The organism is Streptomyces sp. CA-251247 (assembly GCF_050952975.1).
GTDB lineage: Bacteria > Actinomycetota > Actinomycetes > Streptomycetales > Streptomycetaceae > Streptomyces > Streptomyces achmelvichensis.
In genome coordinates, this window is sequence record NZ_CP191861.1 from 162,767 (window position 1) to 188,570 (window position 25,804).

Annotated in this window: 29 protein-coding genes; 11 read left to right on the top strand and 18 right to left on the bottom strand. The window is 69.1% G+C overall.

Going from position 1 to position 25,804, the window contains the following annotated elements:
* Positions 1 to 354: 354 nt before the first annotated feature.
* From ACQPWZ_RS00705 to ACQPWZ_RS00715, 3 genes are read right to left on the bottom strand one after another with little or no spacing between them, the layout of a single operon-like run.
* The gene (locus tag ACQPWZ_RS00705) at positions 355 to 777 is read right to left on the bottom strand and encodes an arsenate reductase ArsC (protein WP_340471120.1); all 423 of its coding nucleotides are present in this window, start codon (positions 775 to 777) and stop codon (positions 355 to 357) included.
* Positions 778 to 807: 30 nt separating this feature from the next.
* The gene (locus tag ACQPWZ_RS00710) at positions 808 to 1,623 is read right to left on the bottom strand and encodes an aquaporin (protein WP_433570251.1); all 816 of its coding nucleotides are present in this window, start codon (positions 1,621 to 1,623) and stop codon (positions 808 to 810) included.
* Positions 1,536 to 1,910 (bottom strand): ArsR/SmtB family transcription factor, encoded by a 375-nt coding sequence (locus ACQPWZ_RS00715; protein ID WP_340471122.1) that lies wholly within the window; start codon positions 1,908 to 1,910, stop codon positions 1,536 to 1,538. Before ACQPWZ_RS00715 ends, ACQPWZ_RS00710 begins: the two co-directional genes overlap by 88 nt.
* A gap of 105 nt (positions 1,911 to 2,015) precedes the next feature.
* Between ACQPWZ_RS00715 and arsM the strand changes: the two genes are divergently transcribed.
* Both arsM and ACQPWZ_RS00725 read left to right on the top strand, forming a co-directional pair.
* Positions 2,016 to 2,909 (top strand): arsenite methyltransferase, encoded by an 894-nt coding sequence (gene arsM / locus ACQPWZ_RS00720; RefSeq protein ID WP_433570252.1) that lies wholly within the window; start codon positions 2,016 to 2,018, stop codon positions 2,907 to 2,909.
* Positions 2,910 to 3,081: 172 nt separating this feature from the next.
* The gene (locus ACQPWZ_RS00725) at positions 3,082 to 3,336 is read left to right on the top strand and encodes a hypothetical protein (RefSeq protein ID WP_340471124.1); all 255 of its coding nucleotides are present in this window, start codon (positions 3,082 to 3,084) and stop codon (positions 3,334 to 3,336) included.
* A 220-nt stretch (positions 3,337 to 3,556) separates the two neighbouring features.
* Here ACQPWZ_RS00725 and ACQPWZ_RS00730 read toward each other — a convergent pair whose 3' ends face one another.
* Positions 3,557 to 4,210 (bottom strand): TetR/AcrR family transcriptional regulator, encoded by a 654-nt coding sequence (locus ACQPWZ_RS00730; protein WP_340471125.1) that lies wholly within the window; start codon positions 4,208 to 4,210, stop codon positions 3,557 to 3,559.
* Between the two features lie 108 nt (positions 4,211 to 4,318).
* On the opposite strand from ACQPWZ_RS00730, the gene ACQPWZ_RS00735 reads away from it, so the two are divergent.
* From ACQPWZ_RS00735 to ACQPWZ_RS00760, 6 genes are all read left to right on the top strand, one after another.
* A complete protein-coding gene (locus ACQPWZ_RS00735; protein ID WP_433570253.1) occupies positions 4,319 to 5,374 on the top strand; it encodes a medium chain dehydrogenase/reductase family protein in 1,056 nt (351 codons plus the stop codon).
* Positions 5,371 to 6,009 carry a TetR/AcrR family transcriptional regulator gene (locus ACQPWZ_RS00740; RefSeq protein WP_433570254.1) on the top strand — a complete coding sequence of 213 codons (639 nt, stop codon included), beginning with the start codon at positions 5,371 to 5,373 and terminating at the stop codon, positions 6,007 to 6,009. Before ACQPWZ_RS00735 ends, ACQPWZ_RS00740 begins: the two co-directional genes overlap by 4 nt.
* 160 nt (positions 6,010 to 6,169) lie before the next feature.
* Complete coding sequence (locus ACQPWZ_RS00745; RefSeq protein WP_433570255.1) at positions 6,170 to 6,793, top strand: ABC transporter permease; 624 nt, start codon at positions 6,170 to 6,172, stop codon at positions 6,791 to 6,793.
* Positions 6,794 to 7,238: 445 nt separating this feature from the next.
* The gene (locus tag ACQPWZ_RS00750) at positions 7,239 to 7,802 is read left to right on the top strand and encodes a dihydrofolate reductase family protein (protein ID WP_340471129.1); all 564 of its coding nucleotides are present in this window, start codon (positions 7,239 to 7,241) and stop codon (positions 7,800 to 7,802) included.
* A 248-nt stretch (positions 7,803 to 8,050) separates the two neighbouring features.
* A complete protein-coding gene (locus tag ACQPWZ_RS00755) occupies positions 8,051 to 8,413 on the top strand; it encodes a DUF1330 domain-containing protein (RefSeq protein WP_433570256.1) in 363 nt (120 codons plus the stop codon).
* Between the two features lie 225 nt (positions 8,414 to 8,638).
* Positions 8,639 to 9,379: a class I SAM-dependent DNA methyltransferase gene (locus tag ACQPWZ_RS00760; protein ID WP_340471131.1), complete on the top strand. Its 741-nt coding sequence runs from the start codon at positions 8,639 to 8,641 to the stop codon at positions 9,377 to 9,379.
* 55 nt (positions 9,380 to 9,434) lie between these two features.
* Here ACQPWZ_RS00760 and ACQPWZ_RS00765 read toward each other — a convergent pair whose 3' ends face one another.
* From ACQPWZ_RS00765 to ACQPWZ_RS00790, 6 genes are all read right to left on the bottom strand, one after another.
* Entirely contained in the window at positions 9,435 to 10,220 is a 786-nt protein-coding gene (locus ACQPWZ_RS00765) for an alpha/beta fold hydrolase (protein WP_433570257.1), read from the bottom strand.
* Positions 10,221 to 10,246: 26 nt separating this feature from the next.
* Positions 10,247 to 10,402 (bottom strand): hypothetical protein, encoded by a 156-nt coding sequence (locus tag ACQPWZ_RS00770; protein WP_433570258.1) that lies wholly within the window; start codon positions 10,400 to 10,402, stop codon positions 10,247 to 10,249.
* A 14-nt stretch (positions 10,403 to 10,416) separates the two neighbouring features.
* Complete coding sequence (locus ACQPWZ_RS00775; RefSeq protein ID WP_433570259.1) at positions 10,417 to 11,052, bottom strand: cysteine hydrolase family protein; 636 nt, start codon at positions 11,050 to 11,052, stop codon at positions 10,417 to 10,419.
* A gap of 215 nt (positions 11,053 to 11,267) precedes the next feature.
* Positions 11,268 to 12,038 (bottom strand): polysaccharide deacetylase family protein, encoded by a 771-nt coding sequence (locus ACQPWZ_RS00780; protein ID WP_433570260.1) that lies wholly within the window; start codon positions 12,036 to 12,038, stop codon positions 11,268 to 11,270.
* 326 nt (positions 12,039 to 12,364) lie between these two features.
* Complete coding sequence (locus ACQPWZ_RS00785; RefSeq protein WP_433570261.1) at positions 12,365 to 14,308, bottom strand: protein-arginine deiminase domain-containing protein; 1,944 nt, start codon at positions 14,306 to 14,308, stop codon at positions 12,365 to 12,367.
* Positions 14,309 to 14,791: 483 nt separating this feature from the next.
* Entirely contained in the window at positions 14,792 to 15,463 is a 672-nt protein-coding gene (locus tag ACQPWZ_RS00790) for a hypothetical protein (RefSeq protein ID WP_405567083.1), read from the bottom strand.
* Positions 15,464 to 15,670: 207 nt separating this feature from the next.
* On the opposite strand from ACQPWZ_RS00790, the gene ACQPWZ_RS00795 reads away from it, so the two are divergent.
* Together ACQPWZ_RS00795 and ACQPWZ_RS00800 are read left to right on the top strand one after the other, a co-directional pair.
* Positions 15,671 to 15,820 carry a hypothetical protein gene (locus tag ACQPWZ_RS00795; protein ID WP_405567086.1) on the top strand — a complete coding sequence of 50 codons (150 nt, stop codon included), beginning with the start codon at positions 15,671 to 15,673 and terminating at the stop codon, positions 15,818 to 15,820.
* A gap of 314 nt (positions 15,821 to 16,134) precedes the next feature.
* Positions 16,135 to 17,322, top strand: coding sequence for a type III polyketide synthase (locus ACQPWZ_RS00800; RefSeq protein WP_433570262.1), 1,188 nt, complete (start codon positions 16,135 to 16,137; stop codon positions 17,320 to 17,322).
* A 79-nt stretch (positions 17,323 to 17,401) separates the two neighbouring features.
* On the opposite strand, the gene ACQPWZ_RS00805 is transcribed toward ACQPWZ_RS00800, so the two are convergent.
* The 3 genes from ACQPWZ_RS00805 to ACQPWZ_RS00815 form a co-directional block, all read right to left on the bottom strand.
* A complete protein-coding gene (locus tag ACQPWZ_RS00805) occupies positions 17,402 to 19,558 on the bottom strand; it encodes a SpoIIE family protein phosphatase (RefSeq protein WP_405567092.1) in 2,157 nt (718 codons plus the stop codon).
* Positions 19,559 to 19,762: 204 nt separating this feature from the next.
* A complete protein-coding gene (locus tag ACQPWZ_RS00810) occupies positions 19,763 to 20,197 on the bottom strand; it encodes a VOC family protein (protein WP_433570263.1) in 435 nt (144 codons plus the stop codon).
* A gap of 146 nt (positions 20,198 to 20,343) precedes the next feature.
* Entirely contained in the window at positions 20,344 to 21,189 is an 846-nt protein-coding gene (locus ACQPWZ_RS00815) for a GNAT family N-acetyltransferase (protein ID WP_433570264.1), read from the bottom strand.
* A gap of 124 nt (positions 21,190 to 21,313) precedes the next feature.
* Here ACQPWZ_RS00815 and ACQPWZ_RS00820 point away from each other — a divergent pair, with 124 nt between their 5' ends.
* Positions 21,314 to 21,835 carry an ATP-binding protein gene (locus ACQPWZ_RS00820; RefSeq protein ID WP_433570265.1) on the top strand — a complete coding sequence of 174 codons (522 nt, stop codon included), beginning with the start codon at positions 21,314 to 21,316 and terminating at the stop codon, positions 21,833 to 21,835.
* Between the two features lie 99 nt (positions 21,836 to 21,934).
* Here the strand turns inward: ACQPWZ_RS00820 and gap are convergent, their stop codons facing one another.
* The 5 genes from gap to ACQPWZ_RS00845 form a co-directional block, all read right to left on the bottom strand.
* On the bottom strand, positions 21,935 to 22,933 hold the full coding sequence (gene gap, locus ACQPWZ_RS00825) for a type I glyceraldehyde-3-phosphate dehydrogenase (protein ID WP_433570266.1): 999 nt from the start codon (positions 22,931 to 22,933) through the stop codon (positions 21,935 to 21,937).
* Between the two features lie 107 nt (positions 22,934 to 23,040).
* A complete protein-coding gene (locus ACQPWZ_RS00830; RefSeq protein ID WP_356704406.1) occupies positions 23,041 to 23,997 on the bottom strand; it encodes a GlxA family transcriptional regulator in 957 nt (318 codons plus the stop codon).
* A gap of 214 nt (positions 23,998 to 24,211) precedes the next feature.
* Positions 24,212 to 24,421, bottom strand: coding sequence for a hypothetical protein (locus ACQPWZ_RS00835; protein WP_340471142.1), 210 nt, complete (start codon positions 24,419 to 24,421; stop codon positions 24,212 to 24,214).
* Between the two features lie 25 nt (positions 24,422 to 24,446).
* Entirely contained in the window at positions 24,447 to 25,106 is a 660-nt protein-coding gene (locus ACQPWZ_RS00840; RefSeq protein WP_405567111.1) for a class I SAM-dependent methyltransferase, read from the bottom strand.
* 23 nt (positions 25,107 to 25,129) lie between these two features.
* Positions 25,130 to 25,597, bottom strand: coding sequence for a hypothetical protein (locus ACQPWZ_RS00845; protein WP_433570267.1), 468 nt, complete (start codon positions 25,595 to 25,597; stop codon positions 25,130 to 25,132).
* Between the last annotated feature and the right edge of the window lie 207 nt (positions 25,598 to 25,804).

Sequence of the window (25,804 nt, forward strand, 5' to 3'; positions counted from 1 at the left end):
CTCCGCCCGCCCGAAGGGTGTCGACGGGTGCATGGCGACGTCTGGGAATGGCCGAATCCCCTTCGTACAGGGCTTCTTGTCCGGGCTCGGTTGTCCGGGCGTACGCCTGGTCGAGCAGGCGCACTACCGTTCGCTCACCACGTTCTGTCCAGACAAACGCTGGTCCCATACATGCACGAAGCCAGGGCACAGATCGGGCACGGACTCTCGATGCGAACTACCGGCGTAGCGGTCGCTGAGGTCACTTCGGCTTGTGGGGTGGTTGCCCGGCAGCCATGAGGAGCCGACCTCGGTCGCGAGGGTGGCTGTACTTCGCTGCTCTACCGGAAGGGCCTCAGGTAGCCGGGGCGGTGGTTACGCCGTGGCCGGGATTCCGAGTTCGGCGAGCAGGCCGCGCACGCGCTGTTCGATCTCGTCCCGGATCGGGCGGACCGCATCGACGCCCTGGCCGGCCGGGTCGTCGAGCTGCCAGTCGAGGTACCGCTTGCCGGGGAAGACCGGGCAGGTGTCCCCGCAGCCCATGGTGATCACCACGTCCGATGCCTGGACCGCCTCGGTGGTGAGGATCTTCGGGGTCTCGGCGGTGATGTCGATGCCGGCCTCGGCCATGGCTGCCACGGCGGCCGGGTTCACGGAGTCGGCGGGCGCCGATCCGGCCGAGCGCACCTCGACCTGATCGTCGGCGAGGTGGGTGAGGAAGGCGGCGGCCATTTGGGAGCGGCCTGCGTTGTGGACGCAGACGAACAGCACCGAGGGGCGCGGAGCGGCAGGGCTCATGTCAGGTGTCCTTGCAGGCGGAAGGGGTGGTCAGGAGGAGGCGAGTTCGGGTTGGCCGTGCGGGACCGCGACGTTCGCCGTGCGGGCAGGACGTCCGTACGCCACCGCCACGGCACCCAGCCCGAGCGCGGCGCCGAGCAGCTGGGCCGCGATGAACGGGGCGAGGGAGGCAGGGGCGATCCCGGCGAAGGTGTCGGTGAAAGCGCGGCCGACCGTCACCGCAGGGTTCGCGAAGGAGGTGGACGAGGTGAACCAGTAGGCGGCCCCGATGGAGGTGGCCACGGCGGCTGGGGCCAGGGCGGCGCGCCCGATGCGCTCCAGGCCGAAGATGAGCAGGATCAGCCAGGCGGTGGCGACGACTTCACCCAGCCACAGGTGCCCGGCCGACCGGTCGTGGGTGGAGATCTTCACGAGCGGCTCGGCGAACATGGCGTTGGCCAGGACCGCGCCGCCGATCGCCCCGGCCACCTGAGCGGGAATGTACGCGGCGACTTCCCGCAGAGGCGGGCCGGTGCGGTCGCGGCGGCCGGCGAGCCAGGCGGCGAGGGTGACAGCGGGGTTGAAGTGCGCGCCCGAGACCGGCCCGAGCAGGATGATCAGCACGGCCAGGCCGAAGACGGTGGCGAGCGAGTTGGCGAGCAGCTGCACGCCGACGTCGTGCGACAGTTCCGCGGCCTGGATGCCCGACCCGACGACGACCGCTACCAGCAGGCCGGTCCCCAGGGCCTCCGCGGCCACGCGGCGACCGAGTGCGACGCTCACGCGGTGACTCCGGCGCTCTGCGGCGTCACCAGGAACGAGGCGAGCTGATCCAGGACGCCGGGCAGCACCCAGTAGTACACCCATGTACCGCGGCGCTCGCAGTCGATGAGACCGGCCTGCCTCAGCAGCTTGAGGTGGTGCGAGATCGTCGGCTGGGACAGCTCGAAGGCCGGCGTCAGCTCACAGACACACACCTCGCCGTTCTCCCCGCGTGAGGCGATCATCGACAGCAGCCGCAGCCTCACCGGGTCGCCCAGCGCCTTGAACACCTTCGCCAGCTCACCGGCGCGCTCCTCGTCCAGCGGCGCGGCCGCCAGAGACTCGCAGCAACCAGCGTCCTGGCCGATCACCTCAAGCTCTTGATTCGACATGCCTCTATGTTGACGTCTTTCGATTCAAGGCGCAAGCTTGCATCAACGAACGTCAATACAAGCCGTTCCAGGGCACCGCCATGCCTCGTCATCCAGGAGTGCGTCATGAGTGAACAGTCCACCGACCTGCGTGAGACCGTCCGGCAGCGCTACGCCGCGGCGGCCGTTCAGGTCACCGAAGGCGGTACCGCATGCTGCGGGCCCGAGCCGGTCGAGGTCGACGAGAACTTCGGTTCCACCCTCTACGCCGCCGACGAGCGCGACGCCCTGCCCGTCGAGGCCGTCGCCGCCTCCCTCGGCTGCGGCAATCCCCTCGCCGTCGCGGAACTCCGAACCGGTGAGCGCGTCCTCGACCTCGGCTCCGGCGGAGGCATCGATGTCCTGCTCTCCGCCCGCCGCGTCGGCCCCACCGGCAAGGCCTACGGCCTGGACATGACCGACGAGATGCTCGAACTCGCCCTGGCCAACGCGAAGAAGGCCGGTGCGACGAACGTGGAGTTCCTCAAGGGCACCATCGAGGCCATCCCGCTGCCCGCGAACACCATCGACGTGGTGATCTCCAACTGCGTGATCAATCTGTCCACCGACAAGCCGGCAGTGTTCGCCGAGACCTTCCGTGCCCTGAAGCCCGGCGGCCGGATCGGCGTCACCGACGTCGTCGCCGACGACGACCTCACCCCGGACCAGCGGGCCGAGCGCGGAGACTACGTCGGCTGCATCGCCGGCGCGCTCACCTTCGCCGAATACCGCGCGGGCCTGGAAGCCGCCGGGTTCGCCGACGTCGAGATCACCGCGACCCATTCCGTCGCGGATGGCATGCACTCCGCCATCGTCCGTGCCACCAAGCCGCTGACCACCGAGGCCTCCTCGAAGACCGCGGAGTCGGCCGACGCATGCTGCGGCGTCAACGCCTGCTGCACCCCGGCCGAGAGCTCCGCCGATTCAGCCCTGACCGTCACCGAGGCACAGGCCGCGACAGGCTGCACCTGCCAGAACTGACACCCCAGCTCGGGGCCATGCCCTTCCACGCCGACCCGTTCGGCAGGCGTCGCTCTGCAAAGTGGCCCGGGACCCGAACATCGACCTGATCAACGATCCGGCCGGTGAACCTCCCCTACCGAGCCTGCGTCTTCTCTCTCGATCATCACTACACGCACGGGAGAAGAGACCGTTGACCGACACGGACGCCGAGCAGACCGACGAGCGGAGTTACGGCCCGGGGCCCTGGTGGGCGGACCTCGGAACGTGGGGGGCCGTCGGATTGATCGCCTTCGGGATTCTCTCGGCAGCGTGGGTCTTCCTCCGGCTGCCCGGCACCCCGGAGAACCTGGCAACCGGCTACTACCAGGCCGCCAAGGTCCTCGCCATCGGCCTGGTACTCGCAGGAAGCGCCCTGGTGGGCCGCCGTCGTACGGGTGCCCGGTGAGCGTCGTGGACCGCGAAAGGTCCGCGGCGCCCTCTGGGCGTCCGCCACCGCTTCACCACGATCCCGGTGCCCACCCGCGGTGACCAGGTGTGAGCGCCAGGGCCCTGCCCACATCCACTGCCCGCCCATCGGGAACTCGCAGCGCCCGGTGGGCTCGTGATGTATCGGCATCGTGAGCCCGTCGCCTCCGGCGAGCCGGCGAGCGGGACGGTCGTACGCCTCACTCGCCGTGCAGGTGCGCGAGCGTCGTGATGATGCGTTCGGCGATGTCGGGCGGCCACGGGAAGGCGACAGTCACCGACCGCTGGTGGGCGAGCCCGTGCAGGCCCAGCCACAACGCCACGGAGTCGGCGACCAGGTCGGTGCTCGTGGCGCGGCCCGCGGCAACGCAGTCACCGAGGGCACCGCGGAGCAGCGCCAGGTTGGCATCGCCGAGGGAGGAGATGTCGGTGTCGGTCAGGGTGCCCTCGCTCAGATCGGGCATCCACAGTCCACCGAACATGGTGCGGTAGCGCCCCGGATGGTCCTCCGCGAAGGTCAGGTAGGCGTTGCAGACGGCGAACAGCCGCTGCCGCGGATCGTCGTCGGCGGCGTCCAGCGCGGCGCGCAGTTGGGCTTCCAACTCGGCGAAAGCCTGCTGCGCAACGGCCAGCATGATGGCCGGCTGGTCCGGGAAGTGGCGGTAGATCGACGGGGCGGCGATCCCGACCCGACGGGCGACGGAGCGCAGCGTGATGGCGCTTTCGTCGCCGGTCTCCTCGAGCAGTTCGACGGCTGCGGCCACGATGTCCTCCCGCAGACGGGCACCCTCCCCCCGCCGGTTGCGCGTGCGGGCGGGCGTCGGAGCGGTCGTCGCCGTGCTGTCTTCTTCCATCCCGTCATCTTACAGAACAAACCTTACAGCTGTTGCCTCTTGCCCTGCGTAACCTCTCATGCGTAGTCTTACGGCTGTAAGCAAACACGGCGAGATGTGGAGTCCACCATGAGCAACAGCGCCCTCACCACCACCGTCACCGAGGTCCTCCTGCCCGGGAAGGTCGAGCCGAGCGGGCTGGAGGTCCGCACCCGCGAGCTCCCGGCCCCGGCTGCGGGGAAAGCCGTTCTGCGGATGGATGCGACCGGCGTCTCCTTCGCCGAGCAGCAGATGCGCCGCGGCAAGTACTACGACCAGCCGCCCTTCCCCTTCGTGCCCGGTTACGACGTGGTCGGCACCGTGACCGCCGTCGGCCCGGAGGTGGATGCCGCGATGATCGGACGCCGCTTCGCCGCGGTGACCAAGGTGGGAGGCTGGGCCAGTTCTCTGCTGGTCGACGCCGCGGATCTGGTGCCCGTGCCGGACGAGGTCGGCGCCGCCGCAGCGGAGACCATGCTCGTCAACGGCATCACGGCCTGGCAGATGCTGCACCGCACCGCCAAGGTGCGCTCCGGCGCGACGATCGTGGTGCTGGGCGCCAACGGCGGCGTCGGTTCCACGCTCGTGCAACTGGCCCGGCATGCCGGCATCCGGGTGATCGGCACGGCGTCCGCGCGTCACCACGAGACCGTGCACGAGCTCGGCGCGATCCCGGTCGACTATCGCGACCCGGACATGTACCAGCGCATCCGCGAGATCGCGCCGGACGGTGTCGACGCGGTGTTCGACCACGTCGGCGGCGCCGGCCTGGAGGAGTCGTGGCGGCTGCTGCGCCGCGGCGGGACGCTGGTCTCCTACGGCACCGCGGCCACGAAGGACGAGAGCGGCAACTCTCGGTTGCCCGTGCTGAAGTCCTTCGCGCGGCTGGCCATGTGGAACCACCTGCCCAACGGCAAGAACGCGCACTTCTACAACTTCTGGGCGGGAAAGCGTCGCCTGGACGCCTTCCGGGCCCGGCTGAGCGAGGACCTCACCCAGGTGCTCCAGCTGCTCGCCAGGGGCGTGCTCACCCCGCAGATCGCGGCGGAGTTCCCGCTGGCCGATGCCGGTTCGGCGCTGGCGCTCGCCGAATCGCGCACCGTCGCCGGCAAGATCGTCATCATCCCGGACGTGGCCGGGCATTGACCGCAACAGCGGATCATCCTCGCACCCACGGGAACCGCCGCGGCGAGGGTCACCTACTGCGCGGGGAGATCCTGACCGCCGCGGCCGAGTTGCTCGACTCCGGCGGCGACGGCAGGGCGGTGACCTTGCGTGCCGTGGCCCGGCGGGCAGGGATCGCCACCACCTCGATCTACCCACACTTCCCCGACCGGCAGGCCTTGGTGCTCGCCGTCGCGGGACAGGCCGTCGCCGGACTGTCCCACCGGCTCCGTACCGCCGACGAGGCCGGCGGCGACGCCAGGCAGCGGCTGCACACCGTCTGCCGGACCTATCTGGACTTCGCCCACCGCCATCCCGGGCGGTATCGCCTCATGTTCGCCGGACTCGGCAGGCCGATCGCTGCCGTGGACGGCGAGGTCACCCCTGATGACCCGGTCAATGCAGGAGGGGAGGTGATGCGGATCCTCACAGCCGCCCTGACCGCCTGCGCCGCCGCGGGCCAGTGCACGAGCAGCGACCCTGCCGCCGACGCACTCGCGTTGTGGCTGGGGCTGCACGGGCTTGCCCACCAACGCGCCGTCGCCGCCACCTTCCGTTGGCCCGCCGACATCGCCCAGAGGGTCGTCGTCACCCTGGCCCGCCTCGGCGCCGTTTGAGGTCCGCCCTTCACGCAGCCTCTGAGCAGTCCCGGTTCGCGTCACCCTCCCCCACCACCCTCGCGTCCTGCTACCGCAGGCGCGAGCGAGCGGCACCCCGAACTCTCCTCAGTCTTGATGCCCAAGTCGATGCTGAGCGCACCCACCGGAGGTACCAGCCATGACCGTCGCCGCTCCCACCGCGCCGATCGCCACCACCACGACCGACGTCAGCGCCCACACCGGCGAGGTCGACAACCGCGCCGCCTACGTCAGCTTCGGATTCGCGTACGTCTTCGGGCACGGCACCTCGGCCCTTTCCCAGGGCGCCGACCCACTGGTCGACATGCCGGGATGGCTGCCGACGGTCCTCCTCGGCATCGGCCTCACCGCCGGCACCGTCCACGCCACCATCGCCGCTGTCCGTGCCCAGCGCGGGGCCGATGCGTCCGGCCTCCGCTCCTCCAGGCTCCTCGGCCTGTCCTGGGTGAGTGGCTTCGCCGCCCTCTTCCTTGCCATCACCGGCCTCACCACCTCCCTGGACATGCCCGAACTGCAGACCACGCTCTGGCCCACAGGCGCCGGCCTCGTCGTGGGCCTGCTCTACCTCGGGGAAGGCGCCGCGCGCCGGAACGTGCTGCACTACAGCCTCGGCACCTGGCTCGCCCTGGTCTCCACCGTCGCGCTCTTCCTCGGCACTCCCGGCCTCTTCTGGGTGCTGGCCGTCGCCGGTGGCGGCGGCTATGCGGTAGCGGCCGTCCTCGAGCAACGCCGCCTCGTCGCCGCCGGCCACGCGCACAGCTGACCATACGGAACCGGCCGGGTCAGGTGGAGCCTGCCCGGCCGGTTCCGTGTTGCCGGCGCCCAACTACCGGGGCGGATACGGCAATTCCGTGAGCCGCTCACCGCGCTGCCCGGCGCATCCACGAACCACGCCCGGGACAGGTCCTGCTCACGCTGATCGCGTTCGGAGGAGACGGCACCCGCGCACACGCCGGCGTAGGCGTCGCCCCCGCCTTCATCGTGCACGTCGATCGGCAACGACTCAGGAAGCCCACCACCTGGTCAGGCCACGAAGCCCCGGCAACCCAGCCTCTGCCCCTACTCGCCGAAGCGCGCAGCGCATCCCCTCGCACATCGACGCTCACCGAAGGTCCGGCTGCCTCGGCTCAGGGGGGCCCGCGAGCCGCGATGACTCCTGCGGCGTCCGGCGGTCATACTGTCGAACCCGTTCCCGAGGAGGAATTCCGATGCGCAAGGTGACCTACTCGATGAACGTCTCACTCGACGGCTACATCGTCGGGCCGGACGGCAGCTTCAACTGGACAGCTCCCAACGAAGAAGTATTTCGCTTCTGGATCGACGAGATTCGACACATCGACGTCCACCTGCTGGGACGACGGCTGTACGAGACGATGCTGTACTGGGAGACCGCCGACCAGGATCCATCGCTCGACGACGCGGATCGTGAGTGGACCGCGCTCTGGAATCCGCTCCCCAAGGTGGTGTTCTCCCGCACGCTGTCGGCGGTTCAGGGCCATGCCCGCCTGGCCTCCGGCAGTCTGGCGGAGGAGATCGAGCGGTTGCGAGCAGAGCCGGGTGAGGGCGACATCGCGATCGGCGGCGCGACTCTCGCCGCCGAGGCTGCCGCGGCGGGTCTGATCGACGAGTACCAGGCCATGGTCCACCCCGTACTGGTCGGCGGCGGCATTCCGTTCTTCCCCCAAGGCGAACGCCGGGTGGATCTCGAACTTGTCGAGACCCGCACCTTCAGCTCGAAATTCGTCTACCTCCACTACCGCGTGGCGCGCTAGCCGGCTCGTCCGGCGCCTGACAGACGAGGCGGCCGTTGTGCCGGCGAAGCCGAGAAGTGGCTTCGTTCACGAGAGCCGGACTCCGGCACACATCCAGGGAGAGGCAGAACGGCGGGGCGGGCGGCGCCACTGGTGCGTGTCCCCCATGTGGCGCCCGGCGATTACCCCAGAGGTAATCGCCCTGGCCAACCACCCTCAGCTACGTTCCGGGTCATCGCTCATGTCCCCGGAACGAACGGAGCGCCGTGATGCCTGCTTACGGCTTCGCTCATCTTCGCAGCCGCCGGAATCACCCCGACATCATCGAGTACCTGGAGCGCATCCAGACAACCCTCGACCCCTTCGCCGGCCGCTTCGTCATCCACGGTCCGCCGGTCGACGTCGTCGAGGGTACGTGGCCCGGCAGCATGGTGCTGATCGAGTTCCCCAGCCTCGCCGAAGCCCGTTCCTGGTACGACTCCCCCGCATACCGCGCCATCCTGCGTTTGCGTACCGACCACATAGAGGGCGACCTGGTGCTGATCGAGGGCGTCGGTCCGAACTACGACCCGGCCGAGCGAGCTCGTACGTTGCGAGCAGAAGCCGGCCGAGCGGGCAAGTCGACCACGTAATCCCGCAGCCGCCTCCTGGAGCACCGAGATCTTCGCGCCGGCGGGGAGCAGTTGGGGCGGCAGAACGACTGCACCATGGCCGCGCCCTTGCGCCGCGAGCCGCGAGCCGCGAGCCGGACGGTACCCGTTAGGTCTTGTACCGGCCGGCCCCGACCTGTGCCCTCGGAGCCGGTGGAGGGTAAATACGTCGACAGCGCCCCTCGACGCCCGGCAAAGTGGCCGTCCGTGACGAGCAGTGAACTGTGGACCCGTGCGACCGCCGACCGCTACGACGCCGAAGAGAGCGACATGTCCTCGGCCGCCGTTCTCGGACCGACTCTCGCCTTTCTCGCCGAACTCGCCGGAAACGGCCGGGCGCTGGAGTTCGCCATCGGAACCGGGCGAGTGGGCGTCCCGCTCCGGGAACGCGGCGTGCCGGTCGTGGGCATCGAGCTGTCCGAACACATGGCAGCGGTCCTGCGGCGCAAGGTCGACGAGAGCACGCTCCCGGTCACCATCGGGGATATGGCCACCACCGTCGTCCCTGGCGAGTTCACCCTGGTCTATCTCGTCTACAACACCATCTCGAACCTGCTCACGCAGGACGAGCAGGTCGAGTGCTTCCGCAACGCCGCACGTCATCTGGAGCCCGGCGGCCGATTCGTCATCGAGCTGGGCGTGCCACCGCTGCGGTTCCTGCCGCCCGGCCAGTTCGCGGTGCCGTTCGACGTCTCCGAGCAGCATCTCGGCTTCGACACCTTCGACCTGGTCGAGCAGATTCTTGTCTCGCACCATTTCACCCGCGACGGCGACAACGGCCACTACCGTCGCGGCAATTCCCGGCACCGGTACGCCTGGCCGGCAGAGCTCGACCTGATGGCACGGATCGCCGGGCTCGAGCTGGAACGTCGCGTCGCGGACTGGGACGGGGCGCCGTTCGCCCAGGACTCCGCGAAGCACATCTCCGTGTGGCGCAAGCCCACCTGAGGTCGGCCACCGGGCTGTCTCTGCCGCGAGGTGTGGACAGTTGATCGTCCGCGTGTCAGGGCAGGTGCGACAGCAGTAGCTCGGTGAGACGTTCGGGTGTACGCAGCGGCAGGTAGTGGTCAGCGTCCGGGATCGTCTCGCCCCAGGCCCGTGGGATGTCGGTGACAAGTCGTTCGGCGATCACCGCAATCTCTGGGTGGTCGTGGTCGCCGTGGATGACCAGCGTCGGCGCGGCGATGTCTCCGAGGTGTGGTTCGGCATCACGGCCCGTGGAGACAACGCAGTGCTGTTCGCTCACAACTCGCCGCTCGGCGTTGGAGTTGACCATCGTCTCGATGAGCTCTCCTCCGGCAGCCGTACGGCCCATAGCTGCCCAGATCGTCAGTTCCAGCTCGGCCAGGGTGGCCGTCTGACGCTCGCGCCGGGCCGTGGCGTAGGCCGACAACTCGGGACTCTGCGGCCAAACGTGACCGCTGACCGAGGCACCGATCAGGGCCAGTGCGGTGACGCGCTCCGGGTGGGCGAGGGCGAAGTCCAGCGCGGTCTCCCCGCCCATGCTCAACCCGACCAGCGCGGCGTGACGAAGGCCGAAGTGGTCAAGGACGGCGCACAGATCCTCCACGTCGCTGAACGGCTTGCCTGGAGGTGTGGAGCGTCCCAGCCCACGGGCGTCGTAGCGGATCACGTCGTGATGGCGGGCCAGTTCCGGAACGACGGCATCCCATAGGCGGGAGTCCATGCCGGCGCCGTGCAGGAGCACGACCGGGCTTCCGGTGCCGTTGCGCTCAGCCCAAAGCCCACCGCCGTCGGGAGCAGGGATGCGGACTTCGCGTTGAGGCATGTCAGATCGTTCGTGGGCGTTAGTTGTCACGCTGCGATCATTTCAAAGCGTTCAACCTGGTAATCGGTGATCTTCGCGCCGGCCTGGGGGACCTTCGCGCCGTAGAGCTCGGCGAAGGTCTTGACGGCCTGCGCAGCGTGGCCGCGGTCCTCGGCGTTGTAGATCGTTCGGACGGTTGGCACAGGACCTGTTCGGCCTACCTGGCTCCGTTGGTTCTCTCGACTGCGGCAAGGTACTCATCCACAGTGAGCACGGCGTGGGCGAACAACGGGTACCGCCCGACCATGCTGTCGTACTCTTCCTTACCGCTGTGAGAGGCCGTGGCGTCTCTCAGCATCGTGACGTGGTATCCGCGTTCCATTGCGCCGCGACCTGTCGATTCAACACACATTGAGCCGATCATTCCGGCAACAGCAAGGTATTCCACGCCTCGCCTTTTCAGCTGGGCATCCAGGTCTGTTGTCATGAAAACATCAATGTTCTTGTGCGGCGCAAGTGCCACTTCTCCAGGGCCGGGCTCGAAATCGGGGTGAAACTGCACCGCCCACGTCCCCTGCTCGAAGAGCCTATTCTCGAACATTGCCTGATGTATGCCCGACTTGTGTCGCCAGTTGCTGTACTCATCGTCACTGTAGGACATGCCGGAAAAGAAGATGTGTAGACCATACCTTCGCGCCCCCGCCAGAAGGTGTTTCAGATTCTCCACTACACCAATTCTCGCGAATTCTTCTTTGTACTGCGGGTACCCTTTTCCCTTTTCTGCAAATACTTCGTTAACCGTGTCAATGAGGAGTACCCCGGTGGCTTCAAGGGGATAAAAATCTTCCTGCACGACGTCCGCCTTACTGCAAGGGTTGGCATGGGAATCGTCAATCGCTCCACCCTCGGCTGCCCAGACCTGAAAGTGAACCATTATCCACCCAGGCTTCTACTTAATTCTGTATCCTGCGCATGCGGGTCGCAAATCGGGGGTGATTCGCTCTCGGTAAATGCGGAGGTCACGCGCGCCTGGTGGACTGCTTCACGACCCGATCCCAGGGCCGCGACTCAGCGCACGGGAAAGCCGAAAGAGTAGCCCTGCTCCTTGAGTCGCGGGAGGAGCCGGCGCAGGGCCTCGACGGTCTGGGAACGGTCGCCGCCCGCGTCATGGAAGAGCAGTGTCGGTCCGCCCGGCAGCTCCCGCTCGACGGTGGCGACGATGACGTCCGTGCCCGGACGCTCGAAGTCCTTGGTATCCACGTTCCAGCCCAGCGGGCGCATGCCCCGGGAAGCAGCGAGCTTGCGGCTGTACGGAGTGAAAGCCCCACCGGGCGCCCGGTAGTACATCGGCCGTACGCCCCCGGACGCCTTGGTGATCATGCGCTCGGCGTCGAGGATCTGCTGCGACTGGTAGGTCTGGGAATCCTTGTCCATGGCGGTGTTGTGCGACACCGAGTGGTCGCACAGCCGGTGCCCGGCCGCGACCACCTTCTTCACGAGGTCCGGGTGGGCCTGCGCCTGCGTCCCCACCATGCAGAACGTGGCTTTCACCCCGTACTCCCGCAGCACGTCCAGCACTTGAGGGGTCCACACGGGGTCGGGGCCGTCGTCGATGGTGATGTTGACGCCGCGCGCCCCCGCTTCCGAAGCGTGCGCAATGGTCGCCGCGACCGGCTTGATGTCGCCTCCCCGCGTGGCCGGTGCGGGCGCCCTCGATGACGAGTCCACGGCACCGGCCTGCGCGGTCCACACCGACCCACCGGTGGCGAGCAGCGTCACCCCGAGCGCCGCCCCCATCGCCTTGCCGTACCAGCCCCGCCCGCCGCCGTGCTGCGCCATGTCCGCCCCCTTCGCCAAGTCCTCGCCGATCCGCGGTCACTTTGCGACCGCCCTGCAGGACGAGACAGGCAGGTCCATGGATGCGTCCGTTACCAAGCACGGACAATTCCGGGGGAGTTCGCGGACAACTCTCGAACGCGATCGGGCGCGGTGGGGGTGACCGGGCGCTCGTCGTAGTACGACCAGCGCACCCCGCGGGTCAGCCTGCAGCCCGGGCCGATCCACCTCACCCGGAGGCCCGCCCCGCACCGGTCAGCGTGAGCGGGGCGGGGCGGGCTCCGGTTTTCACATGGCCCAGGACGACGAGCCGTCCACGCCGGCTCTGTCTACGACGCCTTCCACCAGGCGGCCGACGCGTCCCGCAGCGTGTTCGTCCCGCAGTGCACCTCGCCCGCGCCGAGGTGGTACGTGTACCAGTCGTCGATGTACGACACCTTCATGCCCGCCTGCGTGTACGCGGCCGTCACGGCGGCAGTGAAGATGTCCTTCCCACCGATGACCGGCCCCCACTGCTTCGGCGCAAGATACCGGTCCGGGCCGAGCAGGATGCCGTTGACCGCACCCGGCACGTACGCGCTGGTCATGACGGTCTCCCCGGCCGCGCCCCGCGCGTCCTTCGAGGGCTTCGCCTCCTTGTGGCGTCCGAGCTCCTTCTGCTGTCCGTACTCGCGCACGGACTCCGGCATCTCGCCCGCGCCCATCCGCTTCAGCCGCGGCATCATGCTCTCGCCCCGCGGGCCCCCGTTGCCGCGGGTGTAGAGCGCGGGCACGCGGACGACCTCGGCGTCCCTCACTCCGGTCTCGCGCTTGAGGATCTCCAGGTTCGCGGCGATCCGCGCCGCGGCCAGCGTGTTGTCCTTCACCAGGTACTTCGAGGCGAGTGCCTGGGCGATGGTCTCCTTGGGGGCGAGCATCTCCTCGCTGTCGGGCACCGAGAACATGCGCGTTGCCCCGTGCCCGGCTCTCTGCGCCTCGCGTAGCAGCCGCAGCCCGGCCTCCGGATCGGCGATTCCGATCTTCCAGCCACGCGGGGTGTCGGCGGGCAGGAACTGCACGAACTCGTCCACGTGTCCCACATGCAGCCACGACGTGTCCAGCAGCAGCGGGTCCTGGAGGCCCTGGGACTTCAGCAGGGTGCGCATCGCCAGCGCGGGCTTCGAACCGCTGTCCTTGCGCTCGCCCTGGATGATCCGCCCGGCGGGGAAGCTGCGGCCGTTGTGAGCGTACGGCGGGATGGTCTCCAGGTTCCCCATGGAGTTGAGCGTCCACTCCTCCGAGTCGCGCACCCCGGACACCTGGACCACGCCGACACCGTTGCCGCGCATCTTCTCGAACAGCTCGCGGCCGGCCACCCGGTCCGGCTGGGCGCTGCGCAGCATGACACGCATGACCTGACGGCGTCCGCCGGACCCGGCCATGCTCACGTATCCGGGCTCGACGAAGTCCTGCGCCCAGATGTCGGAGTACTTGTCGAAGGTCACCAACGGCGTGTTGATCCCGGCGGACTTGGCCTCGGTCGCGAGCCCCTTGACGAAGGCCTGCTGACGGCGGGCCCAGTCGTCGCTGCCACCGATCTTGGTGACCATCAACTGCTGTGCATTCTGCAGATGGTGGTGGGTGAGCAGCGGGGCGACGCGCAGGGTGATGTCGTCCGCCGTGCTCCTGCCGTCGGCGGTCACGGTCAGGCGTATGACGGCCCGCCCGTCCCAGACTTTGGTGTCGCGTATGACGTCATTGCTCTCCACCCCGAACTCGACGCCGGCACGCAGCTCGGCGGCGGTGAGCCGGGTGGCGGGGGTGACCATGGCCCACCCGGTGGGGCGCTTGACGAAGACCCGCGCTCTGCGGCCCCCGTTGACCTGCACGGTCCCGACCGCACCGGCGGGCACCTCGGCCATGGGCACGGACCGCACCCGGGCGAGGTCGGTGAGGTCGGTGGCGCCGTTGATGATGTTGTCGGCCGCGTCGTTGCAGGCGGCGAGCCTGGCGTCCGAGAGCGGCTTGCCGTTCGGCGCCTTGGTCGGGCACCGCTTGGTGTCGTCGTCGACATTGGGGAGGAAGACGGCTCCCCTGTCCGCCGTCCATGTGTCCTCACCGGCGGTGTCGGTGCCCCCGGTGATGTCGACCTGCCCGTCCCGGTTCACATCCGCCCGCAGATCCACCTGCGGCGGCCCGGCGGCGAACGCCGGCGCGGCGGGGGCGATGACGGCCCCGATGACGGTGAGGGCGAGCGCGGCGTGTCGTGCGTGGCGCACGTGTCTCGTACCCAAGGTGCGTACCTTCCCGAAGAGTTGAGGTTGGCTCTCGGGACGAAAGAGTGCGGGAAGGGGATGGGCGTTGCCTGGGGCAGGCGGGATCCCTGCCGCACAGGGCGGGTCGCGACTGAGGGAGGAGGCGGCATCAATCTGCGGGAGGTTGAGGAAGGCGGTCCACTCGGGTACGGAGATCCCTTGCTCCGCCTGTTCCTCCTGCCACCGGGCAGCCACCTGCCCGGGCACGGTGAACCGGCCGGGCCGCGTATCCCGGCCCCGCCCGCACCGGCCGGGACGACCCTGGCAGTCGGGTTCTCCTCCCCCAGCCCCACCGATGGAGACGAGCGCCGGCGCCGTGCGCCCGGACAGGCCCGCCGCGCACAGCGCCGAGGCGCTCCACGCGGCGGCAGTCGGCGCCGCTGGTCAAACGACAGGGCCCAGGAGTGACATCACTGCTGGGCCCTGTCGCTCGTACGGGAGTTACGCGAGCGCGTGTTGCGGTCAGGAGGCCGCTGCCGCCGTCGCCTTCTGAGCATCGGCAGCGACACCGACACCGGCGGTGTAGTAGACGGTCGAGCCCTCCTTGACCCGCTCCACACGGCTGCGGCCCACCAGACGCTCGGTCGTCGTGCGCACCAGGTTGACGTTCACGTTCCGGCCCGGGTGCGCCTCGGCAAGAGACTTCGCAATCTCCTGCGCCGTACGCGGCTCGCTCTGGCCGGTCAGGTGAGTGTGGATGAGTTCGGTCAGCGCCGGTCCCTTGTCCTCGCTCGCCTTGGCCGTGGTCTTCTTCGCTGCCACCGGCGTCTTCTTGACCAGGGTCTTCTTCGCCGAGGTCTTCTTCGCGTCCGGCTTGGCTGTTGGTGCCGTCGTGGTCTTCGCTGCCGTAGCTGTCTTCTTCGCCTCGGTCTCCTTGGCGGTGGTCTTCTTCCCGGCTGCGGTCGCGGTCTTCTTCGTGCCACGCCGGGGGTGGGGCACTGTGGCCGTGGTGTTGCCGAGGGCGGCGCTCATGTCCTCGAGCAGGGCGTGGTCGGCTTCCAGGCCGGCGAGTTGCGCTTGCAGATCTTCGAGCTCGGCGCGGATGCGTTCCTGCTCGGCGGTGTTGTCGGCGAGGTCGGCGGCGACCTTGTCGGCGTATGCGGTCTTGAGGGTGGTGGTCTCCTGCGCGGGCATGTGAGGGCTCCTCGGTTGCGCGGGGGTGTTGGGGGCGGACTCTACTCATGTGTGGTGTGACATGTGTGGGCCCGGGTCGTCAGCAACCCGTCCGTGTGAAGGGCAGCAGCCCGTCCTCGGAGACGGGACCCATGTCTTTGGGCTGGCCGGAATCGTCCCGCAGCACGGAACAGCCCTGCGGATTGCGGCGGTTCGGCCGGGGCGGGCGTGATCCTGCCAACGGCCGCCCGTCGCGCGCTGCTGTTGCAGGCCCTCCACCTGAAGCCGGTGCAGGTCGCGCGCATGCTGTACCACGCCCCGGCCGCGGACACGGGTGAGCTCACCGCGTTGCCGGCGGGCTCGCTGCAGCGGCAGTGACCAAGGCAGCTCCCTGGCTGACGGCGCATCAGGGAAGCACCGAACCGCTCCGAGAGCGCTCACGCTTCAGCGGTGTGTGCCGTGTCACACATTTCAGTCGGCGCCTACGTTGTCTACATCACAGCGCAAATGTCCGTTTGGCTCCATGCTCGGAGCAGACACGGACTCCCGAAGTGGAGCCCATCTCCATCCTCTTGGGCTCGAAGGACCACATCGGTCCATGACACAGCACTTGCGTGTCCATCCATCCCCGTCGCCCCTCCTGTGTTCCCTCGTTTCCCGTTTCCCTGTTTCCCCTTGGAAGGTGCTCCATCATGGCCGCATACCTCTGCCCTCCCGCCGTGATACACGGCGAGCACGCCGTGAAGACCAGCCAGATCGTGGCGGAGGTCGGCGACCGGCACCCGCACGCGGCGTGGGCGCCGCGGATCGACGGCATCGCGGCCAGTACGGGCATCGAGACTCGCGGGTGGATGCTGCCGCTGGAGACCACCGTCGCGCCCGGCAACGGCAGCGGACTGCGGACCATCGGCATCGAGCCGACTCAAGAGGCGCTGACACGCGACGGGTTCACCCAGCAGGACGTGGACCGCGTGGTCGCCGCCCTTGAGACCGTTCCCGCGCCGCAGACCGTTCAGGAGCGCACGGCGCCGGCCTGGGAGGCCGTGCAGTCCTACGGGGAGCGTGCGGCGCGGGGGGCCCTGCAGTCAGCCGGGCTGGACGTCTCGGACGTCGACTGTCTGATCACCAGTCACTCCACCACCCCGGCGCTGCCCGGACTGGACATAGCCCTGGCCAACAAGCTTCCGCTCCGCAGCGATGTGATGTTGCTGCCGGCCACGCAGTGGGCCTGTGTCGCGGGGACCCGCTCCCTGGCGCTCGCGGCGGATCTCGTGGCCGCAGACCCCGATCGGGTGGTCCTGGTCGTCATCGCGGAGGCGCTGAGCACGACCTACCAGCCCGCAGACGACACCCTTGAGTCTCTGATAGTCCGGTTGCTGTTCGCGGACACGGCGGTCGCCGTGGTGGTCACGGGCCGCCCGAGGCCCGAATCGATGCTGCGGCTTGACGCCGCCTGGCACCACACCCTGCCCGGCACCCAGGACCTGCACCGCTTGGAGACACGGGCGGACGGCACCCACTTCGTGATGGACCGGCGCGGGCCGCGCGCCGTACAGGAGACCGTCACGGCAATGTGGGACTGGCTGCGCATCCGGTACCAGGACTCCCCCGACGCCTGGCACCCCGACGTGCTGCTCGCCCACCCCGGGGGGACCAGGGTCCTGGAGTACATGGAGCAGACGATGCCCGACGCGTGGCCTGCGGGGCTGCTCGACTACAGCCGGGACAGCTACACCAGCGGCAACCGCGGAGGCGCCGCCGTGTTCGACATCCTGCGGCGGGCGCATGACGCCGGGCAGCAGAAGCCCGGCAACCGCGCCGTTCTGTTCGCGGCGGCGCCCGGCCTGACCGCCACCGCCCTGGAAGGACAGTGGCTGTAGTACGAAGCCGCGCCACCCACACCGGAAGAACCCACTCCGCGCTCCCGTACGCAGGCCGGGTCCCCGGCGCAGAGCAGCGTCACTTCGCGACTTCCGCCCAGACAACCTTCCCGGTGTCCGTCCACCGCACCCCCCACCGGGTCGTGAGCCTGTGCACGACACTCAGGCCACGACCGCTGTCCCGGAGCAGGTCGCCCCGCCGCAGGCGTGGCCTGCCGTTGCCGGTGTCGCCCACCTCGCACAGCAGGCCGTTGCCGGACCTGATCAGCCGTACCGTGATGGGACCGGTGGCGAAGCGGACCGCGTTCGTGACCAGCTCGCTGACCAGCAGCACCATGTCGTCCCGGGTGTCGGCCCTGGTGCGCCATTGTCTCAGCCGCGCGAAGACCTGCGCTCGTGCGCGAGCGGGGGCGTCCAAGCGAGCAGGCAGCCGCCAGGTCGCCGTGTCCCCCTCGCGGTAGCCGATCATCCGCGCGAGCAGCAGGGTCACATCATCGCGCTGGCGCACGGGAGCCAGCGCGGAGACGACGTGCCGTGCCGCCTGCTGCAGGGCATCCCAGGGGTGCACCGTGGACACGACATCCGCCAGCCTGTCGATGCCCTCGTCGATCGACAGGGCGGGATCCTCGACCAGGCCGTCGGTGTAGAGCGCGAGCAGGGAGCCCGGAGGGGCGACGAAGGTGTGCACGTCGAACGGTTCCCGCAGCGCGAACTCTGCGCCCAGGCCGGGGTGAGGGCGCAGCGCGAGCGGTCCCGCGTGCCCGTCCGGGGTGACAAGGACCGGGGGAAGGTGGCCGGCGCTGGACAGCGCCACGTGGTGGCTGACCGGGTCGTAGAGGGCGATGCAGCAGGTCGAGCCGAGGGCGCTGTACCCGGCCGCCAGCCCGGACTCCGCGTCGTCCAGCAGCGTCACGGTCTCGTCCAGGTGTTCCAGTACCTCGTCGGGCGCGAGCCCCGCGGACAGCAGCGCGCGGGCCTCCATACTCAGCTGGCCCATGGTTGCTGCAGCTCCCAGGCCGTGACCGACGACGTCACCGACGACCAGTGCGGTCCGGCCGTCCGGCAGTGGAAAGCTGTTCACCCAGTCGCCGCCGACGCCCGCGCTGTCGGGGGTGGCGGGCTGGTAGACGCTGGCGATCGCGATGGTGTCGCCGCCGGTCCGTGGCAGGAGTCGGCGCTGCAGTGCCAGCACCTGCGTGTGCTCTCGCTGGTGCTGACGAGCCAGATCGACGTGATGGGCGGTCCTGGCCACCAGTTCCTGCAGGTCGAGCAGCTCGCTGTCGCGGAAGGGGTTGTCGGCCCGCCGCCAGACTTCCGCCACGCCCAGGACGACGGGCGGCACGCCGTCCAGAACCAGCGGTATGCAGGCCACACCCGCCGACCGGTCAACGGGCACGAGGGCACGCACCACTCGTGGGCTCTGGAGCACCCGCTCGACGGCCTCCCGGTCGGGGATGACGATGGTCTGCGGAGCATCGTTCCGCAGCACCGCTTGCGCCAGCAGGCGGCTGGCGTCGCTGGGGAGGTCGTCGCCCGGTGTCACGTAGCCCTCGGGCCATGCCCGGTCCGGCACCAGGGCTGCCCGCCGCAGTCGGATGCGCCTCTGCACCTGGCCGGTGACTCCCTCACCCGTCCACACGGCGAAGTCGAGGTCGACGGCGGCCACGTCTCCCCAGGCCAGCAGGGACTCCGCCAGGGACTGGGCGGTCTCACCGATGTCCAGCGACGTGCCGATGGCGGTCTCGGCCGCGTACAGGTGCAGCCTCTTGGCCATGGCGATGATGGAGACGGTCAGGCCCTCTTCCGGCGCCGCAGCAGGCAGGATGCTCAGGGAGACCACCAGCTCCGACCCGTCGCGGCGGCGCATGCGCTGGATTCGGGCGACGTGCGCCTGACCGGTCTCCATGACCTGGCGCATCCGTCGCGTGACCGTCGGTACATCCCAGGGGGGCAAAAGATCGACGAATGGCTTCCCGGCTGCGGCGTCCAGACCCGCGAACACGGGGGCGTCCAGATTGCAGCGGGTGATCATCAAGTCCTGGTTCAGGTTGACCGCGCCGAGAATCTGCTCCTGATGGCCGGCTGCCAGGTGGTCGGGCACGGGCTGGCGCGTGGCACGGTCCCCCTGCGCGTCGGCGGGATCGGCGGCCGCTCCACCGCGCGGGATGTAGCGCCCCAGCGCTCGGCTGACCTGGTCGAACGCCGACGAGGACGAGGGGAGATGTGTGGAGTCCATACGACTCTCTCAGCAATCCCCGGCGCAGCACCGGGGCTGTAGTCGGACCCGTGCGAGGGGCCCCGAGATCCCTGACGGCACAACCTCATTGAACAACAGCGGGGGCCGCTTCGCCCACACCAGCGAAGGGCGCGGTGACAGGGGACTACGAGACCGGAGAGGTCCAGGAGAGGCGGCTCCCCGCCTCCCCGGCTCGGAGAATGCTCAGTCGATACAGAATTCGTTGCCCTCGATGTCCAGCATGGGGATGCACGACTCGTTTTCCTCATCGGCATACAGCGTTTGCACGTGGGTGGCACCGAGCGCGACCAGTCGTGCGCACTCTGCTTCGAGCGTGGCGAGGCGCTCGTCCCCCACGAGCCCGGTGCCGACCCGGACGTCGAGATGCACCCGGTTCTTGACGATCTTGCCTTCGGGGATGCGCTGGAAGTACAGTCGCGGGCCCACGCCTGAGGGATCTATGCAGGCGAACCAAGAATCCCGCTGCTCAGGTGGCTGCGAAAGGTTGAAATCGTCCCACGTGGAAAATCCCTCTGGCGGCGGCGGTACGACGTACCCCAACACCTCGCACCAGAAGCGAGCGAGGCGCTCAGGTTCTGCGCAGTCAAAGGTGACTTGGAACTTCTTGATCGCTGACATCGGCGCACCATAGCAGGCGGACTCTGCCGCTCATTTCCCCAGAAGGATCCGCCCGCCATGGTCGCCAGGTTCCAGCCCTGCCGGGTCTCCCTGACATGTCATCAGAACCTGGCAGACCGGCCTTCCCATCATGACGGGCCGCACCTCTACGACCGTGCAGGTTGATTGGCGATCAGCAGCGTGATGCCGGCAGGGCGGAAGCCCAAGCGGCGGTAGATACGAGCGACGCCGTCCTCCGCATAGGCGAGAAAGACGGTGTGCACTTCGTGGTCGCGGGCGTGACCGGCCAGGGCCGCCGTGACAGCTGCGGCCAGGCCCTGTCGGCGAGCGGTGGGCAGGGTGCCGATGCCGCCGATCTCGGTGGTGCCGTTCGCCGGGTGGTAGTGGCCGGCAGCGAGCGGGGTGCCGTCCGACGCGAGGGCAGCGATGAGTGCCTTGTGCCCGGCGCGGATGGCTGGGCGGGCCGTTGCGACCGTGCCGTCCGCGGCCAGTTCCTCGGCCACGACCGCAAGTTCCTCGCGGCCCGCCGATGCCAACGCGGCGCCCGCCTCGGCAAAGGCAAGGCGGGGAAGGGCGAGAACCGCGGGCAGGGCCGGGTCGTCGGCCGTCAATGCGCGGATCGTGACGCCGTCCGGCAAGGGCTGCGCGGGCACCGGGTGGCGCGGGTCGAGGGCCATCAACGGCCGCTCTTCCACCGGGAGGCCGACGGCCTCCATACGGGCGCGGAGCAACGGCTCTGCCTCAGCGAGCCACTCGAAGGCTTCCGGCACGCCGAGTTCGCGCTGCCGGGCGCGCACCCGGGCGATGTCGGCGGCGGTGACGCCCTCGGAGCTCTCGGGGGTGGGCTGAGCGTGGCTCGGACCGCCGTAGTACGGGGTTCCTGGTTCCTTGCGGACAAACAGGCGCAACGGGCCGAACTCTTCGACGTCGGCGAACAGCAGGGGCACGGTGGCGTAGTACCGCTCGATGACGCGTAGAAGTGGGTCGCTCATGCGGCGCATCCCACCACGAGGCAGCGTCCTGCCGCGAGCACTGGCGCCTTGCGACCGTGTCCATCAGCTTCCGAACTGCAGGACTGCCGACATCACCGGTTCACGTTCAGTAACCTCGGCTCCCATGATCGTATGGCTCAACGGCACCCACGGCGCAGGCAAGACGACGACCAGTGCGCTCGTGCAGCAGCTGATCCCGGATTCGAGAGTGTTCGACGCCGAGAAGGTTGGCGAGACGCTCATGGACATCACCCCGGGGCTGCCCGGGACGGACAATTTCCAGCACTGGCCACCGTGGCGGCCTCTCGTCGTCGAGACCGCCCGCCACGTGCTCGACTACACCGGCGGCACTCTGGTGATGCCCATGACTGTGCTGGTCGAGCAGTACTGGCGCGAGATCAGCACAGGCCTTGCCCAGCATGCCATTCCGGTACGGCACTTCGTTCTCCACGCCGACCAGGACACGCTCCGCAGGCGCATCGTGGGAGACACCCTTCTTGGCCCTTCCCCCTTTCGCCTCACCTACCTCGAGCCGTACGCCGAGGCGGCCCGCACGTGGCTGCACGGAGAGGCCGAGGTCGTGGACACCACCCACCTCACACCTGCCCAGGCCGCCGGGCAGATCGCAGAAGCAGTCAAGGTCTGACGCTTGATCCGTCCGCGGCCGAACGCGGCCGGACCGTTCCTGTCAACGGTCCCCGTAGCCCGTCCGTAGCCGACGGATTCGAGTGGTGTCCCTGGACTGTCAGCGGGTGGCGAGGAACTCGAGCGTGTCGATCACGCGGTTCGAGAAGCCCCACTCGTTGTCGTACCACGCGACCACCTTGACGTGGCGGCCGTCGACGCGGGTGAGCGCCGAGTCGAAGATCGACGAGGCGGGATTGCCCACGATGTCGGAGGAGACGAGCGCGTCGTCCGAGTACTCGAGGATGCCGGCGAGCGGCCCCTCCGCTGCGGCGCGATACGCCGCCAGCACGTCGTCGCGCGTCACGTCGCGGGCGACGGTCGTGTTGAGCTCGACGATCGAGCCCACCGGCACCGGTACGCGGATCGAGTCGCCCGACAGCTTGCCCTCGAGGTTCGGCAGCACCAGTCCGATCGCCTTGGCGGCGCCGGTCGTGGTCGGCACGATGTTGACGCCGGCGGCCCGGGCGCGGCGGGCGTCGCGGTGCGGACCGTCCTGCAGGTTCTGCTCCTGCGTGTAGGCGTGAACCGTCGTCATGAACCCGTGCTCGATACCGGCGAGGTCATCGAGCACCTTGGCCAGCGGGGCGAGCGCGTTGGTGGTGCAGGAGGCGTTCGAGACGATCGTGTGTACGGCCGGGTCGTAGACGTCGGTGTTGACCCCGAACGCGAGCGTGACATCAGCGCCGTCCGACGGTGCGCCGACAAGTACCTTCTTCGCGCCCGCGTCGAGGTGGGCGCGGGCGGCCTTGGCCGAGGTGAAGCGGCCGGTGGCTTCCAGGACGATGTCGACGCCGAGTTCGGCCCACGGCAGCTGCGCCGGTTCGCGCTCGGCCAGCACCCTGATTCGACGGCCGTCGACGACGAGGACGTCCCCGTCGACGGTCACCGGCCGCCCGAGCCGGCCGGCGGTGCTGTCGTAGGCGAGCAGCCGGGCGAGAGCGGCCGGCTCCGTGAGGTCGTTGACGGCGACGATCTCGAGAGCGCTGTCGCGCTCCAGCAGTGCGCGGAGCACATTGCGTCCGATGCGGCCGAATCCGTTGATGGCGATGCGAGTCATGAGTGATGTCCCTTCCCTTCGCCACCAGGGTCGCCCGCGGCTCGCGCCGCTGACAGTGGCGGGATCGCCATGGTTCAAAAGGATCCCGCCACCCGGTGGCGGCCGGGTCACTCGCCCCGTGTGAAGGTGCTCCGGTACTCGCTCGGCGTGGTGCCGAGGATGCGCTGGAAGTGCAGGCGCAGGTTCGCGCCGGTGCCGAGCCCGGCATCGGCGGCGATCTGTTCGACGCTGCGCTGCGAACGCTCGAGCAGTTCGCGGGCCAGGTCGACGCGGGCGCGCATCACCCACTGCATCGGCGTGTAGCCGGTCTCCTCGACGAAGCGCCGGGAGAACGTGCGCGGCGAGACCTCGGCCTGCCGCGCCAGTGTGTCGAGGGTGAGGGGCTCGCCGAGCCGGTGCAACGCCCACTCGCGGGTGGCGGCGAACCGCTCACCGAGCGGCTCGGGGACGCTGCGCGGCACGTACTGGGCCTGGCCGCCGCTTCGGTAGGGGGCCGCAACCAGACGCCGGGCCGCGTGGTTGGACGCGGCCACTCCGAGGTCGCCACGCAGGATGTGCAGGCACAGGTCGATACCGGAGGCCGCGCCGGCCGAGGTGAGCACGCTGCCCTCGTCGACGAACAGCACGTTCTCGTCGACCTGGACGAGCGGATACCTGGCCGCGAGTGCCCGTGTGTAGTGCCAGTGCGTCGTGGCACGCCTGCCGTCGAGCAGGCCGGTGGCGGCGAGCGCGAAGGCGCCCGTCGAAATGGCGGCGAGTCGCGCACCCCGGTCGTGGGCGGTGATCAGTGCGTCGACGACGGCCTGCGGCGGGTCGTCGCGGTCCGGGACCCGGTAGCCGGGGATGAAGACGATGTCGGCCCACGCAAGTGCGTCGAGGCCGTGGGCGACGTAGTACGCGAGGCCGTCGCCGCCTGCCACGAGACCGGGCGTCGCCCCGCACACCCGCACCTCGTACGGCATGCTCGCGCGGGTCGTGAAGACCTGTGCGGGAATTCCGACATCGAGCGGCTTCGCACCCTCGAGCACAAGGACGGCGACGCGATGCAGGCGGGAAGCTGGCACAGGAAGAGGTTACGTGGGGCGCGACGTCGATACGCCCACCACGCGGACCGGGCAGACAACACATCGGCGCGCTGCCTTCCACCGTGCGGCCCACTGCGCGTCCCCTCAGTCGCCCGTCTCCAGCCGATCCGGAACCCACACGCGCTCGGAGGAACCTCTACCCCCGCCGCTCTCCAGGTCCCCATCAGGCCCGTCGAGTCGCATCGGCGGCCGCTCATCCGTCGACCGCAGCCGGCGAGGATCGAAGCACGACAGCCGTCGCCGGCGGGTGCCGGCCGGGCGGGCGGTGGTCGGTGAGCTGTCGGATCAGAAGGCTCAAGCGCGGGTTGGACAGGTCGATCCCGGACGGATGGCCAAGCACGACGAAGCTTCTGTCGAGACCAGCGATCCCGGCCGTGAACTCATCTGTCAGCGGCTTCGCCACGTCGAGCCCCGGGGCCCAGCATCACCTAGCGGCGCGCCAGCAGCACTCCGCCGAGCGTGCGCGCGGCGGACGTGAGCGTGGGGTGGGCCTCGACGGTGAAGCCGGCCTCGTCGAGCCAGGCAGCCACTTGGCTCGGCGGGCGACGACGGACGTAGGACTCCGGCCAGCTCTCACCGTCCTCCTGCGGCTTCGGCCGTGACGCGTCGCCGACATGAAAACCCAGCAGCAGCAGACCGCCGGGCCGCAGCACCCGACGGAAGCCGGCAAGGACCGCGCCGATCGCGTCATCGGGGACGTGAATGATCGAGTACCAGGCGATCAGGGCGGCCAACGCGCCATCCGCCAGGTCGAGTTGCGTCATCGACCCCACCTCGAACGGCAGACCGGGATGCTCACGCCGCGCCACCTCGATCATCCGGGGCGACAGATCGATACCGAAGGCGTCCACACCCAGACTCCTCAAGTGGGCGGTGATCCTCCCGGGCCCGCAGCCCACGTCCGCGACGGGCCCGCCGCCGTTCGCCCGCACCCACTCGGCGAACAGCGCCATGACCTCCTGCTCGGCGGGCAGTTCGGCCAGGAGGTTGCGCACCTCGTCCGCGTAGCTGGTGGCGTCGGCATCGTAGGACGCCCGGGTGTCCGCCAACCACCTCTCGGCTTCTGGGCCTTCATGTCCGGTGGTCACACCCGCAGGTTAGCCCAGGAGTCCTATGAGGTGATCCGAACCGGTCCAGGTGACAGAGATCCGTCAGCTTGAAGCGTCCAGATCGTTTCGGCCTTGCCCGACGGGCAACAGTTCGCGTCGCTCGGGCGAAACCAGGACTCCTCAACCGTGACCTTGCCCGGCACCAGGGCGGCAGCGGCGATCAATGTGGGATGCTCGACCCCCGTCGGGTTGTACTGGGTCGAGAGCGTGCCCAACGCCGTCAGTCGGCCCTCTCTTCCACTCATGACGATCACGGCAAAGGCAAGATTTCCGGCTGCCGTGCCACCTCCGTTGTCACACCCCACAGTGATCGCCGCTTCGTCCGATGCGTTGCCTGCAACGTTCCCGTATACGACTTCTGGAAGTCGTCCGACGTGCACCTTGCCCCATGTGTTCGACGTTGCTCCCCCTTCCTCTTCGCTGAGCTTCACAACACCGGGGATATCGCAGAACCGTCCGGGAATGGTCACCCGGGTCCAGTCGACATCCCGCAGGTCTTGGGGTGCGGAACCGAGTTGAGCCGCCTCGGTGTGCGACGGTGAGGGTTGCTGCTCGGGGGGCCGCGCGTCGATTGTCTGTGCGGGGGCGACGCGCGGTCCGCCACTCGGAGCCGTGCATGCTGCACACGCAGCAGCGATGAACACTGCAGCACATGTGCGGAAGTATCGCTGACCCAT

Coding starts and splice junctions, on each gene's coding strand:
- ACQPWZ_RS00705 (WP_340471120.1), bottom strand. CDS start 777: ATGAGCCCTGCCGCTCCGCGCCCCTCGGTGCTGTTCGTCTGCGTCCAC.
- ACQPWZ_RS00710 (WP_433570251.1), bottom strand. CDS start 1,623: ATGGGTGTACTACTGGGTGCTGCCCGGCGTCCTGGATCAGCTCGCCTC.
- ACQPWZ_RS00715 (WP_340471122.1), bottom strand. CDS start 1,910: ATGTCGAATCAAGAGCTTGAGGTGATCGGCCAGGACGCTGGTTGCTGC.
- arsM (WP_433570252.1), top strand. CDS start 2,016: ATGAGTGAACAGTCCACCGACCTGCGTGAGACCGTCCGGCAGCGCTAC.
- ACQPWZ_RS00730 (WP_340471125.1), bottom strand. CDS start 4,210: ATGGAAGAAGACAGCACGGCGACGACCGCTCCGACGCCCGCCCGCACG.
- ACQPWZ_RS00735 (WP_433570253.1), top strand. CDS start 4,319: ATGAGCAACAGCGCCCTCACCACCACCGTCACCGAGGTCCTCCTGCCC.
- ACQPWZ_RS00745 (WP_433570255.1), top strand. CDS start 6,170: ATGACCGTCGCCGCTCCCACCGCGCCGATCGCCACCACCACGACCGAC.
- ACQPWZ_RS00750 (WP_340471129.1), top strand. CDS start 7,239: ATGCGCAAGGTGACCTACTCGATGAACGTCTCACTCGACGGCTACATC.
- ACQPWZ_RS00755 (WP_433570256.1), top strand. CDS start 8,051: ATGCCTGCTTACGGCTTCGCTCATCTTCGCAGCCGCCGGAATCACCCC.
- ACQPWZ_RS00765 (WP_433570257.1), bottom strand. CDS start 10,220: ATGCCTCAACGCGAAGTCCGCATCCCTGCTCCCGACGGCGGTGGGCTT.
- ACQPWZ_RS00780 (WP_433570260.1), bottom strand. CDS start 12,038: ATGGCGCAGCACGGCGGCGGGCGGGGCTGGTACGGCAAGGCGATGGGG.
- ACQPWZ_RS00790 (WP_405567083.1), bottom strand. CDS start 15,463: ATGCCCGCGCAGGAGACCACCACCCTCAAGACCGCATACGCCGACAAG.
- ACQPWZ_RS00800 (WP_433570262.1), top strand. CDS start 16,135: ATGGCCGCATACCTCTGCCCTCCCGCCGTGATACACGGCGAGCACGCC.
- ACQPWZ_RS00805 (WP_405567092.1), bottom strand. CDS start 19,558: ATGGACTCCACACATCTCCCCTCGTCCTCGTCGGCGTTCGACCAGGTC.
- ACQPWZ_RS00810 (WP_433570263.1), bottom strand. CDS start 20,197: ATGTCAGCGATCAAGAAGTTCCAAGTCACCTTTGACTGCGCAGAACCT.
- ACQPWZ_RS00815 (WP_433570264.1), bottom strand. CDS start 21,189: ATGAGCGACCCACTTCTACGCGTCATCGAGCGGTACTACGCCACCGTG.
- ACQPWZ_RS00820 (WP_433570265.1), top strand. CDS start 21,314: ATGATCGTATGGCTCAACGGCACCCACGGCGCAGGCAAGACGACGACC.
- gap (WP_433570266.1), bottom strand. CDS start 22,933: ATGACTCGCATCGCCATCAACGGATTCGGCCGCATCGGACGCAATGTG.